At 54.7% G+C, this 13896-nt stretch carries 11 protein-coding genes and 1 riboswitch; of the genes, 1 reads left to right on the top strand and 10 read right to left on the bottom strand.

From position 1 onward, the window contains the following. Positions 1 to 20: 20 nt before the first annotated feature. The 8 genes from uraH to BN3772_RS14100 all read right to left on the bottom strand — a co-directional run bounded on the left by uraH (position 21) and on the right by BN3772_RS14100 (position 8470). Positions 21 to 404 carry a hydroxyisourate hydrolase gene (gene uraH / locus BN3772_RS14135; protein WP_042200173.1) on the bottom strand — a complete coding sequence of 128 codons (384 nt, stop codon included), beginning with the start codon at positions 402 to 404 and terminating at the stop codon, positions 21 to 23. Further along, positions 401 to 934, bottom strand: a complete 534-nt coding sequence (gene uraD, locus BN3772_RS14130; protein WP_042200171.1) for a 2-oxo-4-hydroxy-4-carboxy-5-ureidoimidazoline decarboxylase — start codon at positions 932 to 934, stop codon at positions 401 to 403. Before uraD ends, uraH begins: the two co-directional genes overlap by 4 nt. A 165-nt stretch (positions 935 to 1099) precedes the next feature. Further along, the gene (locus BN3772_RS14125) at positions 1100 to 2029 is read right to left on the bottom strand and encodes an ABC transporter permease (RefSeq protein ID WP_042173840.1); all 930 of its coding nucleotides are present in this window, start codon (positions 2027 to 2029) and stop codon (positions 1100 to 1102) included. Positions 2030 to 2058: 29 nt separating this feature from the next. After that, positions 2059 to 3180 (bottom strand): ABC transporter permease, encoded by a 1122-nt coding sequence (locus tag BN3772_RS14120; RefSeq protein WP_042200169.1) that lies wholly within the window; start codon positions 3178 to 3180, stop codon positions 2059 to 2061. Then, a complete protein-coding gene (locus BN3772_RS14115) occupies positions 3177 to 4709 on the bottom strand; it encodes an ABC transporter ATP-binding protein (RefSeq protein WP_042200168.1) in 1533 nt (510 codons plus the stop codon). Before BN3772_RS14115 ends, BN3772_RS14120 begins: the two co-directional genes overlap by 4 nt. Before the next feature lie 108 nt (positions 4710 to 4817). Then, positions 4818 to 5993 (bottom strand): BMP family ABC transporter substrate-binding protein, encoded by a 1176-nt coding sequence (locus BN3772_RS14110; protein WP_042200167.1) that lies wholly within the window; start codon positions 5991 to 5993, stop codon positions 4818 to 4820. Between the two features lie 217 nt (positions 5994 to 6210). After that, on the bottom strand, positions 6211 to 6831 hold the full coding sequence (locus BN3772_RS14105) for an NTP transferase domain-containing protein (protein ID WP_042200165.1): 621 nt from the start codon (positions 6829 to 6831) through the stop codon (positions 6211 to 6213). A 64-nt stretch (positions 6832 to 6895) separates the two neighbouring features. Beyond that, positions 6896 to 8470, bottom strand: coding sequence for a PucR family transcriptional regulator (locus BN3772_RS14100; protein ID WP_042200163.1), 1575 nt, complete (start codon positions 8468 to 8470; stop codon positions 6896 to 6898). A gap of 321 nt (positions 8471 to 8791) precedes the next feature. Beyond that, positions 8792 to 8885: riboswitch (cyclic di-GMP riboswitch) on the top strand. Positions 8886 to 8948: 63 nt separating this feature from the next. Here BN3772_RS14100 and BN3772_RS14095 point away from each other — a divergent pair. Then, a complete protein-coding gene (locus tag BN3772_RS14095; protein WP_042200161.1) occupies positions 8949 to 10802 on the top strand; it encodes a DUF342 domain-containing protein in 1854 nt (617 codons plus the stop codon). Between the two features lie 153 nt (positions 10803 to 10955). On the opposite strand, the gene BN3772_RS14090 is transcribed toward BN3772_RS14095, so the two are convergent. Both BN3772_RS14090 and ggt read right to left on the bottom strand, forming a co-directional pair. Then, entirely contained in the window at positions 10956 to 12230 is a 1275-nt protein-coding gene (locus BN3772_RS14090; RefSeq protein WP_042200159.1) for an amidase family protein, read from the bottom strand. Positions 12231 to 12248: 18 nt separating this feature from the next. Further along, positions 12249 to 13826: a gamma-glutamyltransferase gene (gene ggt / locus BN3772_RS14085; RefSeq protein ID WP_042200158.1), complete on the bottom strand. Its 1578-nt coding sequence runs from the start codon at positions 13824 to 13826 to the stop codon at positions 12249 to 12251. Positions 13827 to 13896: the final 70 nt, after the last annotated feature.

The raw sequence follows: 13896 nt of genomic DNA, 5'->3' as shown, positions 1-13896 counted from the left end.
CGTCGGTTCTAATTATTATGTCAGCTTCCCCGGTACGTGCTGTACCCTCCGGGTGCTACAAGCAGCGGAACATGATAATGCTCCGCCGGGTTCGTAATGGTAAATCGAATCGGAATCTGTTCGAGAAAAAACACATCCGGCTCTGCCGCAGTCCCTCCGGCTCCATCCGCAGCCAGTGCCGCTCTGCGGAAATAATCCCCGGCCCAGAACAGCAGCTCGTAGCTGCCGGCTTCCAGCTCGCCGCCGGCCAGCAGCGGGGCATCCAGCCGGCCGTCGCTGTTCGTCACTGCTTCACGCAGCAGCTCACCCGCTCCGCCGTCAAGCTTCCGCAGCTGAAGGGTCATTCCGGCGGCAGGTACGCCGCGCATCAGATCCAGTACATGAGTGGTCAGCCGCCCGCTCATCCTGCCGCCCCCCCGGCTTCCGGCAGCAGATCATGCAGCCGGAAGCCGGTAATCCGGCCGATTTCCTCAAGTGCCTGCTCCCGCTCCTGCTCCAGCGGATGATGCACCCGCTCAGAGATGGCTTCTATAATATCATCCTTATTTTTGCCCCTTACGGCCAAAATGAACGGAAAACCGAACTTCTCTGTGTAGGCTGCATTCAGCCCGGTAAGCCGTTCGAATTCTTCTGCCGTCAGCCGGTCAAGACCCGCACCCTGCTGCTCCGCCGCCGACAGCGGGGTTACCTGCAGCCTGGTCGCCAGATCCGGATGGGCTCTGAGCAGCTCATCAACCTGACTGCGCGGCGCACTGCGTGCCGTCTGCAGCATTACACGGTGCAGCTCCTCCGCAGAACGGACCGGGAGATAGGCGTAAGCCTCCTCAGCAACCCAGGGTGAATGTTCAAAAATTCCGCCGAGCGCCTCCACAAACTGCGTCCGGCTCATGCCGTTAATTTGCTCCAATGTTAAGATATCTGTTTCTGCACTCATGCTCCCGCCCGCTTTCCATAGTTTTATTAGCAGCGCAATGATAATTCTCATATAACTTCAAGGGTAAAAAAAGTCCATTTACTGTATTCAACCGGTCAGAAGTTTGAACTACAATAAATGGATTTCAGTGATTATAACAGATAATCCGGCAAAAGCCCTCTTTTGTCAGAACCGCTGCTCGCGGATGTATGGCGTACCCAGTGATTCCGGAGTGCCTGAAGGTTTGTTGCGGTTGCGGTAGCCAAGATACATCAGCACCAGAATCGTAACAATATACGGGATCATTTTAAGGAAATAGGACGGGATACCGCTGCCAAGCAGTTGGATGCGGAAGCCGAGTGAATCCAGTGCCCCGAAGAAGTATGCGCAGAAGAGGGCACGCAGCGGATTCCATCTGGCAAAGATCACAAGTCCGACGGCAATCCAGCCGCGGCCGGCTGTAAGGCCTTCATTCCAGGTAGGAGCATAGGCCAGCACCATATCTGCCCCCGCCAGACCGATCAGTGCAGCACCGGCAGTAACATAGCTGTAGCGGATCAGCTGTACCCGGATACCCATAACATCCGCTGTTGCCGGATTATCCCCCACAGCCCGCAGATGCAGCCCCCATGAGGTATGGTGAATCAGCAGATGCAGCACCAGCACCAGCAGCAGACTGAACCAGGTCAAATAATCCAGCCGTCCGAAAATGTCCCCGATCACGGGAATCCCTTCCAGCCAGCTCAAGTTAAGCTTGGGAGAAGTTCCCGGTAGCGGCAGGCCGCTGATCGACTTACCGAGATAAGCGCTCAGTCCGCTCCCGAACAGCGTCATTGCCAGTCCTGACATCGTCTGGTTGGCTCTCAGTGTCACACAGAGGAACGAATGAACCAGACCAAGCAGGGCGGTCACAGCAATAGCTGCAAGCAAGGCCAGCAGCAGATTACCGCTGTTGATATAGACGATACAGGTGCTCACGGCCCCCATCAGCATCAGCCCCTCTGCACCAAGCTGGATGATGCCTGCACGCTCGGTCAGAATACCGCCAAGTGTAGCCAGCAGCAGCGGAGTCCCGGCGGAAATGGCCGCGATCAATAACTGTGTAGTGAAATCCATAGTCTAACTCCCTTCTCTCTAGAGCGCGGCTAAGCGCTCCGGCGTATGCGGAAACGGTGAATCATATCGCCGGCAATCAGGAAGAACAGGATAGAGCCCTGCAGCATTTCTGAAATAGACGAAGGCAATCCGATGGTCTGTACGCTGTAGCCGCCGACAATCAGGCCGCCGAACAGGACGGAGGTAACGATCAGGCCCAGCGGATTCAGCTTGGCAAGCCAGGCGACGATAATTGCAGTGTAGCCGTAGCCGGGCGAGATGCCCTGCATCAGCTTGTGCGTCACCCCGGAGACCTCGGCCATCCCGGCAATTCCCGCCAGGCCGCCGCTAATCAGCATTACAATGATGATATGTTTTTTAATATGAATGCCCGCATAGCGCGCAGCCGTCGGGTTAGCCCCAATCAGCCGCAGCTCATAGCCCCAGCGGGTAAATTTGACCATCAGAAAGTAGATAAAGACGGCGACCAGGCCGAATAACAGACCGATATGCAGTCTTGTCGTCCCGAGTACGGGCAGCGACTGCGCAGCCGTAAACATCGGTGATCCCGGGAAATTGAAGCCCGCAGGATCTTTCCAGGGACCGAACACCACATAATCCAGTGCCAGCAGCGCCACATAGTTCAGCATCAGGGAGGTAATCAGCTCATTAACCCCAAAATGCGTGCGGGGAACAGCTGTCATTAAGCCCCAGAGCGCACCAGCTGCTGTACCAAAGATCAGCATCAGGGTAATCGCCCAGAAGGAAGGCAAATCCGGAAAATAAATCGTAACCGCCGTAGCTGCCATCGCCCCGACCGTCAGCTGCCCTTCCGCCCCGATATTCCATACAGAAATCCGGTATGCCACTGCGATGCCAAGGCCGCACAGCAGCAGCGGAATGGCCTTTACCATTGTTTCTGTGAAGCCGTAGGAGGTGCCGAAGGCACCGCGGAACATCTTCTCATAGACCGTTACCGGGTTCATCCCGTTTGCGGCAATGAAGACTGCGCACAGCAGCAGCGCCAGCACGACAGACAGAATCGGCGACCACCACGGGGAGCGGGTACGGCTGGAATCATATTCAAAACGCAGCCCGAAGTTTTTGCGGGACTTAGCCGCAGCCGGCTCTAGAAGCGCCGTGCCTGCATCACCTGTATTTTTTGGACTCATACCGCACTGCCCTCCTTATGCCGGATACCGGCCATCATCAAACCGATCTGTTCCCTGTCTGCATGCTCATGATCGGTTTCGCCGATGATTGCGCCGCCAAATATGACCAGAATCCGGTCTGACAGCTGCAGCAGCTCATCCAGATCCTCAGAGATCAGCAGCACGCCGCCGCCGGAGCCGCGCAGCTCCATCAGCAGATCATGCACGCCTGCCGTCGCTCCTACATCAAGCCCCTGTGTCGGATGAACCGCAACCATCAGCTTAGGCTTATGGCTGACCTCCCGGGCAAACAGCAGCTTCTGCTGATTTCCGCCGGACAGCTGCTGTACCGGAGTATCAAGCTCCGGCGTTTTCACGTCAAAACGCTGTACCAGCTCCTGCGACCACAGCCGGTTTTTCGCTGCCTTCAGAATACCGAACTTGGAATGCTCCTCCGTCCGGTACGATTTGAACAGCAGATTATCGACCGAACCGAGCCGGCCGGCCAGACCGCTCTTCATACGGTTCTCAGGCACATGGGATATCCCTGCATCAATGGCGCCGCGGACAGAAGCTGTTTTTACCGGACTGCCGTCAAAAATGATCTCCCCGCTCCTCCAGGTTCTCAGTCCCGTAAGCACCTCTGCCAGCTCCTTCTGTCCGTTGCCCGCAACCCCCGCAACTCCGACAATTTCACCCTCGCACACGGAGAGCGACAGGCCGTCAAGCGCTTTGCGGCCATGATCGGCCGAGACCTCCAGGCGGTTGACCACAAGCAGCGGTTCACCCTGAGTGGCTTCACGCTCCTGGCGGCTAATCGTCACCTCTCTGCCTACCATCAGGCGGGCCAGCTCCAGCTCATCTGTCTGTGCCGTGGCCAGTGTGGCAATCATCTTACCTTTACGCATAACGGAGATCCGGTCTGAGGAAGCCAGGACTTCCTTCATCTTATGTGTGGTCATGATGACCGTCTTGCCTGACTGCTTCATGACTCTAAGCGTTTCAAACAGCTGCTCAGCCTCCCCCGGAGTAAGCACGGAGGTCGGCTCATCCAGAATAATGATATCCGCCCCCCTGTACAGCGTCTTTACAATTTCCACACGCTGCTGCTCACCGACGGACAGCTGCCAGATCGGACGGTCAACCGGAAATTTCAGCCCGAACTGCTCTCCCAGCGCGTCTATTTCTTCATGCTTTTGCTTAATCCATTTGCTCCCCCGCCAGAAAGACGACTTTTCGCCAAGCACGATATTTTCCGCTGCCGTGAGCGTCTGCACAAGTCTAAAGTTCTGAAACACCATACCGACTCCCAGAAGCGCCGCATCCTTAGGGGAACGGATTCTTGCCGGCTTGCCGTGAATCAGAATTTCACCTTCATCCGCCCGGTATACACCTGACAGCATGCTCATGACTGTGCTTTTACCTGCTCCGTTCTCACCAAGCAGCGCGTGTACCTCACCCGCGTTTGCCGAAAAATCGACTTGATCGCTTGCCGTTACAGAACCGAATCTCTTCACAATCCCGCGCATTTCAACCGAATGGTCCTGCATATTGGGATGCTCCTTTCCTTATAGTTGTAGTACGGGTGGGGAAGGTTCCACAAGCTTGGAACCCGCCCCACCCATATGAACATGAAGTATGATATTAAGGCCAAGCCGTTATTGCGGGATTGTACCTTCTACACCCTGAGTCAGCCAGTTCATGCCGAGAATTTCCTCAAGGGTAAGCGCCTGGCCCTCCTGGACCTTAACATTGCCCTGATTATCGGAGATCGGGCCGGTGAATACCTCCAGCTCGCCGCTGATGATTTTGGCCTTTGCCTCTTCTACAAGTGCCTTCACATCATCTGGAACCTTGTTGCCGAACGGTGCAAGCTCAACCATACCGTCAGCCATATCGCCGGAATACTGCTCGCTCTTCCACGTTCCGTCCATTACGGACTGAACAGCCTTCACGTAGTATGGACCCCAGTTCCATACAGGGTTGGTCAGATAGTTGTCCGGTGCATATTTGCTCATATCGGAGTCATTACCGCCGGCATAAGCACCGCGTTCAGCCGCTGCCTGGAGGGTAGCCGGGGAATCCTGATAGGCCAGCAGGACATCAGCGCCTTTATCGAGAAGGCTGATCGCCGCCTGGCGTTCAGTAGCCGGGTCATACCAGGTGTTCGTCCAGACAACATCGACCTTGATATCCGGATTAACGCTCTGCGCGCCCAGCGTAAATGCATTCAGATTATAAATAACTTCACTGATCGGGAAAGCACCTACATATCCGAGGTGATTCTTAGTAGTCATTTTTCCTGCCGCGATACCGGACAGATAGCTTGCCTGATAGTTCTTGCCGAAGTAGGTACCCATATTCTCAGCTGTCTTATAGCCGGAAGCATGGAGGAATTTCACGTTGGGGAATTTATTAGCTACATTGAGGGTGAAGTCCATATATCCAAAGCTTGTGGTGAATACAATGTCGTGGTTTTGTGCCAGTTCAGTAATAATACGTTCCGCATCGGCACTTTCCGGTACATTCTCTACGAAGTCTGCTTTAATGCCCAGCTCTTTTTCCATATACAGACGGCCCTGGTCATGCTGATACGTATAACCGCCGTCACCCGGAGGTCCAATGTAGACAAAAGCAACCGTCGGCTTCTCTGCTGCCGGCTCTGTCGTTGCTGCCGCCTCAGTTGCTGTCCCCGCATTCGCCGATGCCGGCGCCTCAGTTGCAGCAGTGTTCGTAGATGCAGCATTGTTGTTGCTTCCGCAGCCCGCCAGCACTACCGCAAGCGCAAAGGTAAGCATTAGGCTCACCGTAAATCCCTGACCCCTTTTTTTCATAATTCTCCTCCTCCAGGATATCTCTCTTAATGGTTCAAACCATTAATGTATCTTTACTATACTGAGACAGAGCGTTTACGTAAATTTACATAACATACGTTTGTGCTATACAATAAGAAGTTCGGATCTTTTTGTGCCTGATGCACTAAACCGCAGCGAATTATATATAAAATATGTGATATTAACTTACATTTATCTGGCAGGCCCTATAAAGATGTCAGCTTTCACCGCGAAGGCTCCATTCCTTACGGATATCTCCAAAGTCAAACCGGCTTCCGGCATCCATAAAAAGACGGGCAGGGTCAGGCTCCAGCACAACCCCTTTATACTCAGAGGAATGCATGATTTCAGCCGCTCCTTTATCCCCGTCCAGCCCCTGCAGCACCGTGAACATCCTCCGCGAAAAAAGAGCCGGCGGCATATTCATCCCTTCATTGGTGCTGGCCACATAATCCAGTCCGGGGTTCCGCACATAGGTGTCCTTAAGACGGCTTACAAGCGAAGCTGTAATAAAAGCCTGGTCAGAAATCGCCACCACCACTGCATCCGGCTGCATCGGCAAAATAGCGTTCAGCCCGCAGCGCATAGAAAAGGACAGGCCCAGATGGGCAGTCAGGCATGTTTCAGTCCGCCTTGTACTCGGCTCATTAGCAGGCGGCAGCCATTCCAGATTATCATCTGCCCGGACGACTACAACCAGCGGATCAAGAGAACAGCGTTCAAGCTCACTGAGGGCGATGCTTCCAAGCTTGACTTCCGGAGACAGCTTGAACGGCACTTTAGGAGCCCGCATCCGGCTTCCAGGTCCTGCCGCCAGATAAATCCCTGCTATTTTCAATGAACTCCACTCCTTCCGGCAGCGCCGCAGCGCCCGCCCATCTAAGTTTTGGACACTAACAGCATTATTCACGCTCCAGCATTTTCCGGAAAACAAATACGAGCTTAAGCCGCATCAGATCATCAATTTTTTTGAAGTCAACATCCAGCAGCTCACTGAGCTTCTCAATCCGGTAGGTAGCCGTGTTGCGGTGAATGAACAGCTTTTTGGCTGTTTCATTGACATGGCCGTCATTGTCAAGATAGACCTCCAGTGTATGGAGCATCTCCTTGACGTATTCCGGCTCCCGGCTGAGCAGTCCGCGCAGATTGCCGTGAATATATTTCTTCATTAATTCCGGCGGAATCTGGCCAAGCAGAAGGTTCAGCTCAAGCTGCCGGTAATGCACCACATTTCCGTATGCGCCCCAGTGCCGGGCTATCGACATGCATTCCTTCACCTCGGCAAAGGCTTCCTTCAGCCCTTCCGGCTTCACCTTGACCGTGCTGAATGCAGCCCGCGGGGAATATCCGTTATCAAGCTTCAGCCCCTGAAAGCATTCATGGATCAGCTCGCGGAGCTGCTCCGGGCTATGTCCGGTTGACGGAAGCAATGACACCAGCCCCTCATCCATAATGACATGAATGCTGTTCAGCTTCCCTAATACAGGGTGTTCCGCATACTCCTCCTTCAGCCGCAGCAGCTCCCCCTGCCGTTCTTCCCCGGCAACTGCCGTTTCAGTCAGCAGCAGCTGAAAGGGTGAATGCAGCAGCTTCACCTCCAGCCTGAGCGCAGCCTGCGACAGTTCAGCGCTGGAGAGCCCGCCGCTCAGGCAGCGGCGCAGCAAGCTGCTGAATTCCCGGTGCTCGGCCGGTTCAAAATAATCCTCATATCCTGAATGAATATGATACGAAATAAGCTCGGCTCCCTGGATGAACAGGCTCTCCTCCACAGGCAGCAGCAGCGGATCTATGGAACAATACAAAAGAAACCCTGTACACTTCTCTCCCTGCATCAGCGGCAGCCGCAGGCCCGTTCTGTCACCGGCGCGGAAGCGCTGGTTGCGGTGCTGCCACGGCCAGCCCTCCAGCAGCTGGCTGCTGTTCATTTCAGAATTATTGTAGACAATATCCCCCCGGCTGCTTACAACCGCAAGCTTGTAGCCGATCACTTCAGATACCGCCTCCAAGAGGGGGCGGCCGCGGCCGGAGCGGAGCGCAAAGCGCATCAGCTTGCGCTGCTTCTCCAGGATCCCCTGCAGCACACTGGTGCTTCGCGATAATTCAGCGCGGAACAGCCCGTTCATCTGATCGGAGAACGTGAACTGGAACGGCAGCTCAATCAGCGGGAAATTCAGCGTCTCAGCCTCGGCAATCAGCTCCTGCGGCACGGTATCCCAGAAACGGCCCAGCTTAATGCCCAGCGCCGATGAGCCCCGCCGGTTCAGAGTCTGCAGCAGTGCGGAAGCATCCTCAAGGCTGTCCTTGATCAGATACGCGGTAGTTAACAGCATTTCCCCCTCTTTAATCCAGTCCGAGATATCCGGTGCATCCATTACGTTGATCGACTTCACAATTCTGTGCTTGCCCTTGGCTCCGGCGATAAGCTTGGCCTCGGATAAAGGATAAATGGACAACGCTTCTTCGACGGTAAGATGCATGCCACCCCTCCTTAACTAAGTTTATTTATTAACCAGCGTTCTTCATGTTACTTTATGTAACATTATAGATAAAATGACCCCTATTGGAAAGAGAAAAGTGAAAATACCTTTCGGATATGTCAGGTATAATAACGTTATTCTTTTGATTTCAAGATAAAGAAATAAAATTTAATAGTTTAAAAAATCATATTGTAAATAAGTGACTTTAGTACTAGAATTAAGGTTGCTTTAGTTTATATATTTGAATGTTCAAATCTTCAAACTCTTTTTTGTCGATTTTCGTCGGATAAATACCTTCGTTATCGGCCGAATCAATGTTCCATTTATTAAAGGCAAACTATCTGAAAGGATAGGACGCAAAGCAATGGGCCTAAAGATGCAGTAACCATGCATCCACGGTTGCCAGGCTGCCACCAGGAGCTGTTTCCGGCTCTTATGTTCAAATGCCACTGATTACACAAAAAGGAGCTAACCCCAAATGCCCCAGAAAATTACCGAGAAATATTTGAATGAGCTGATTGATCAGCTGGATGTCAAGGAAATTGCGCCAGAGGGGAAATCCGCAGTTGCCCAGCAGCCAAATGATAAACAAATCAGCAACGGAATGATTGTCGTCCAAAACAATCAGATATATATTACTTCTCCTATGCACGGCGGCAAGCCGGCAGTCCTCACAGCACATCCGCCCCTTATTCTCAAGTTAAATAATGAGCTAGTAACAGGTCCGGTAGAGGTGTTGGCAACAGATCGGATTAGCTGGACGGTACATGAACCTCTCCAGTACGAGATCACAGTCTCTGACGACAAGCTCAAAGCGTTCCTAGCCATTGAACGGGTGCAGCAGTACGCCTGGACTCTGGTAAGTTCCCCGGCAACTACCGAGCTCGAATTAACGGCCCGCATCGACCGTACCCTCCTGCTGTCAACACTGACCATTGAACAGATCATAGCCGATTTTGAGAAAAGATCGATAACACGCAATCTTAATATCCCGGTCATTTATGCAGAATTAAATAATCCGAGCCATCAGCCGGTTTGTGTCGCGGAAGGCAAGCCCCCTGTGCCGGGTACAGATGCAAAGCTGGATTTATTTTTTTCCGAGCATATTGAGAATGCTTTCAGTGAAAATGAAAATGAACGCTCTGTGGATTACCGAAACCATCTGCGGATCCCCTCAGCAAAAACAGGCGATATCATTGCCCGAAAGCACCTGCCGCGGGAAGGGGTTCCCGGGTATGATGTCTATGGAAGCATACTGCCTGCGGCCCCGGCCAGGGATGTAAAAGTAGTGGCCAAAGAGCATACAGCGCTGTTGCCGAGCCATGAAATCACCGCGCTGAAGGAAGGCCGGCCGCGAATGACAGGTACTAACGTCAAATACTTTGATATATCAACCGAATATGTTATTCCTGGTAATGTGAATATCAAAACAGGTAATATTGTATTTTCAGGCGATGTCATTGTCTATCAGGATGTTGAAGATAACATGATTATTGAGTCACTGGGTAATGTCTATATTTACGGAAATGTCTACAGCTCTACTATTACAGCAACAGGAAGCATATTGGTTATGGGAAATGTTATCAATAGCCAGCTGTATTCCGGCTATTTCGGCGTGATGTATAACCGACTGTACACCCTTTCCAAGCAGCTGATTGAAGAGGTTCATTTGTTGCGGCAGGCATCAAGCCTGCTTACCGAGAAGGTTGAATCGCGGCAGCAAACCGCGAAGTTCGGTCAGATTATTCTTCTGCTGATGGAAAGCAAATACAAAAAAATTCCCGGCCTCATCCGTGATCTGCAGTCCGTCTTTTCCAACATTAAGCATACTTATCATCAGGACACAGAACAGTTGAAGCGCATGCTGGATGTATTTTTACGCCCGACCCAATTCATTGATTTTTTCAGCGATGCTATTCTGGCTTCATTTTTAAAATTACTTAAGGATCTGTATTCCGGTGTAGCCCGCATGCAGGAAGCACAGGTCCGGGTAGACCTCCCCCAATGCCAGAACAGTACGGTTAAATCCAACGGCGATATTATTATTCATAAGGACGGGGTTCTGCAAAGCGAGCTATTCTCCTCGGGCGATATCACCTTCCTTCATCAGGAATCTATATGCCGCGGGTCAAATCTGGAGGCGGCAGGAACTCTCACCGCCCAGACCGTAGGCGGTGAATCGAGCGCCAACTCATTCCTGAAAGCCGGAAGGAAAATCACTGCCCGTAAAATTTATGCCGGCAGAGTCACAGTGGGCCGCTATTCGGAAGAAATTATTGAGCCTGCCGAGGACATCGTATTCACGCCGCAAAGCATGCAGCGTAAAGATTAACAGCCGCTCGGACGAGTGCATGGACCGTTCAGATAAAGCATAAGAAAAGGATCGAAACCGGTAACTTTCGGCTTCGATCCCTTCTTATGCCATATTCAGCGCCAGCATAGCTGCCTGTCTGGCGGAAAGCTTCAACAGCCCGCCCTCTTCGTACTAAGTCCATATTTCATTAACCCATGAGAGCAGGCGGAGATCCTCTCCGCTGCCGCCGATAACGGACAGCCCGAGCGGCAGGCCGGCCGGACCTTCAACCGGCAGCGTTACCTGCGGCAGGCCCGCCAGACCCGCAATGCAGCTTAGCATCATAGCCCCGCTGCGGTTGCGTTCCAGCTGCTGCAGACTAGCACCGCGCAGCGGGGCCGGTCCGGGCACAGTCGGGATGACCAGGCAGCGGTCCTCCCCGAGAAGCTCCTGCAGCCGTTCAGCAATGTCCCGCCGCCGGGCGGCTGCCAGGCTATGGTCCTGCCCGGCAATGCTTGCCGCCCAGGTGAAGCGTGCAGCGATATCCGGACCAAAGACCGGCTGCTCCTGCCTTATCCACGCGCCATGGGCGGCCCAGATTTCAGCAGCCTGCAGCTCTCTGAACACATCCATCCAGCTTTTCAGGCCTTCTGCAGAGACTACGTTTTCTACAGTCTCATCCGCGGCAGCCTGCAGCCGTGTTAGCCCCTGCTTCAGGAAGACGGCACTTTCCGGCTCAGCCAGCGCCCAGCAGTCCGCCGGGATGTACAGCCTGACCATTCTGGACGGGGTCCGTTCCAGGCCGGGGATTCGGCCGGGTACAGACATTCGGATTACTGCCTCTTCTCCTGCACGGTATTCAGTATCACCCGCAGCTGCACTCTGCTTCATTGTCCCGCCTCCGCCAATCAACACCTTCCCCACACGCTGCAGCAGCTCCGGACTGTCCGTAATCCAGCCTGCCGTATCAAATCCCGGTGCCAGCGGAATAACGCCGTCCATCGCTACGGCTCCATGTGTCGGACGGAAACCATACACGCCGCAGTATGCGGAAGGGACACGGATCGAGCCGCCGGTATCCGTTCCGAGCGCAAAGTCAACGGCGCCGGAGGCTACCGCCACCGCTGACCCGCTGGATGAACCGCCGGGAACCCGCCCGGCTCCCCGCGGATTCACCGGCGTGCCGTAATGAGCATTCTCCCCGCCCAGGCTGTACATCAGCTCATCGGTATGCGCCGCTCCATGCAGTGCTGCACCGGCATCCAGCAGGCTTCTGACAGCCGCCGCATGCGCCTCTGCAGGTGCATGGCTGCGCAGCCATGCCGGATTCCCGGCGGAAGACCGGTGGCCGGCTACAGCAAACACATCCTTTACGGCAAAGCGGAGTCCTCTTAATTCACCCTGCTGCGAGCCGGAGGCTTCCAGCTCCGGGGCGATAAATGCACCATAGTCATTATTATGAATCACTGTCCTCACTCCTTCCTCCTACCATCCGATAGCCGCTCCGTCACAGCGCGGATCCGTTCCGCCGCTGCGCAGTCCGGAGCTGTCTACCGCAATGGCATGGGCATGACCCATGATGCCGTCATATGCTGCCGCTTCACGTACCAGATGTCCTGCGCCGGCCAGCTTATCAAGCACCTGACGCCCCGCCCGCTGCTCCACCCTCAGCTCCTGGGTCGGTTCTCCCCAGGTTCTGCCCCACACAAATCTCGGAGCAGCTACCGCCTCCTGCGGATTCATTCCGTAATGCAGCATCCGGGTCAGCAGCAGCGTCTGCGTCTGGGGCTGCCCTTCCCCGCCCTGCGTCCCGTACAGGTAAGCAGGCTTGCCGCCCTGGCATGCCATTGCCGGCATAAGGGTATGGAAGGTGCGCTTATGCGGCTCCAGCGTGTTGATATGCTTCGGGTCCAATGAGAAGAAGGAGCCGCGGTTCTGCAGCAGAATTCCCGTATCTCCAGCTACAATCCCTGAGCCGAATTCAAAATAAAGGCTTTGGATGAACGACACCGCATTGCCGTCCCCGTCAATGACCGCAGCATAAGCGGTATCACGGCCAACCGGCTCACTGCCGATTGCCGCCGCACGGTGCAGGGAGATGGTAGATGCCAGCTGCTGTGCATATCCTTTATCGAGCAGCCGGTCCAGGGGAGCCGGAGAGAATGCCGGATCTGTCAGCACCTGATCCCGGTCACGGAAGCTCAGCTTCAGCGCTTCGGCCAGCAGATGGTAGTACTCATAGGAGCCGTGCTCAATGCTGCTGAAATCGAAGCGCTCCAGTATATTGAGCGCCATCAGTGCCGCAAAGCCCTGCGAGTTCGGCGGCGCCTGATAGACACTGTATCCGTGATACTCTGTGGATACGGGCTCCGTCCACTCCCCGTAATGGCCGGCAAAATCCTCACGGGTAAGATACCCGCCCGCAGCAAGCATATAATCGCTTATATCCTGCGCGATCCCTCCCTTATAGAAGGCGTCGCGGCCGCCCGACGCCAGGGCACGCAGCGTCCGGGCCAGCTGCGGCTGCACAAACCCGGACCCGGCGGCCGGAGGCCTCCCGCCGGGCAAGTACACCGCCGCCGCTTCACGGCTCAGCGCGGCTCCGGCAAGAACGCTGCCGCCGTGCTGGTCCGGCGACAGCGGAAACCCTGCGGATGCGTAGCCGATGGCCGGCTCCAGCACCTCCGCAAAGGGCAGGCGGCCGTACTCTCCCTGTACGGCTGCCCAGCTGTCCGCCATTCCGGGTACCGTAATGGCGCTGCGGACCCCGCGCCGGGGAATCTCCGTCTCCCCGGCATACAGGTCCCGGCGGACGCCGTGGCCGGACCGTCCGCTGCCGTTATAGGCCCGTACGCGCCCTTCGCCCGCGCTGTACGTAAGCCAAAAAGCATCGCCGCCCAGCCCCGTCATATGCGGGTAGACCACGGCAAGCGCAGCGCTGACCGCTACCGCCGCATCAAAGGCATTCCCCCCCTTGTACAATACTTCTGCACCTGCGGCAGAAGCCAGGTAATGGGGGCTGACCACCATTGTTTTTGTACCGGTCACCGGCTGTGTCGTCATGTGCCATCCCCCTCAACATTCTCGTTTAAAGTTACCGTCATTTAACCGCACAGCAAATTCCCCTGTCAAT

The sequence above is a fragment of the Paenibacillus camerounensis genome (genome assembly GCF_000723885.1).
GTDB classification, from domain to species: Bacteria; Bacillota; Bacilli; order Paenibacillales; family Paenibacillaceae; genus Paenibacillus_AQ; species Paenibacillus_AQ camerounensis.
Note: the sequence above shows the minus strand (reverse complement) of the source record. Positions and strands in the feature narration are given on the sequence as shown.

Coding starts and splice junctions, on each gene's coding strand:
- uraH (WP_042200173.1), bottom strand. CDS start 404: ATGAGCGGGCGGCTGACCACTCATGTACTGGATCTGATGCGCGGCGTA.
- BN3772_RS14100 (WP_042200163.1), bottom strand. CDS start 8,470: ATGCATCTTACCGTCGAAGAAGCGTTGTCCATTTATCCTTTATCCGAG.
- BN3772_RS14115 (WP_042200168.1), bottom strand. CDS start 4,709: ATGCAGGACCATTCGGTTGAAATGCGCGGGATTGTGAAGAGATTCGGT.
- uraD (WP_042200171.1), bottom strand. CDS start 934: ATGAGTGCAGAAACAGATATCTTAACATTGGAGCAAATTAACGGCATG.
- BN3772_RS14095 (WP_042200161.1), top strand. CDS start 8,949: ATGCCCCAGAAAATTACCGAGAAATATTTGAATGAGCTGATTGATCAG.
- BN3772_RS14110 (WP_042200167.1), bottom strand. CDS start 5,993: ATGAAAAAAAGGGGTCAGGGATTTACGGTGAGCCTAATGCTTACCTTT.
- BN3772_RS14120 (WP_042200169.1), bottom strand. CDS start 3,180: ATGAGTCCAAAAAATACAGGTGATGCAGGCACGGCGCTTCTAGAGCCG.
- BN3772_RS14125 (WP_042173840.1), bottom strand. CDS start 2,029: ATGGATTTCACTACACAGTTATTGATCGCGGCCATTTCCGCCGGGACT.
- ggt (WP_042200158.1), bottom strand. CDS start 13,826: ATGACGACACAGCCGGTGACCGGTACAAAAACAATGGTGGTCAGCCCC.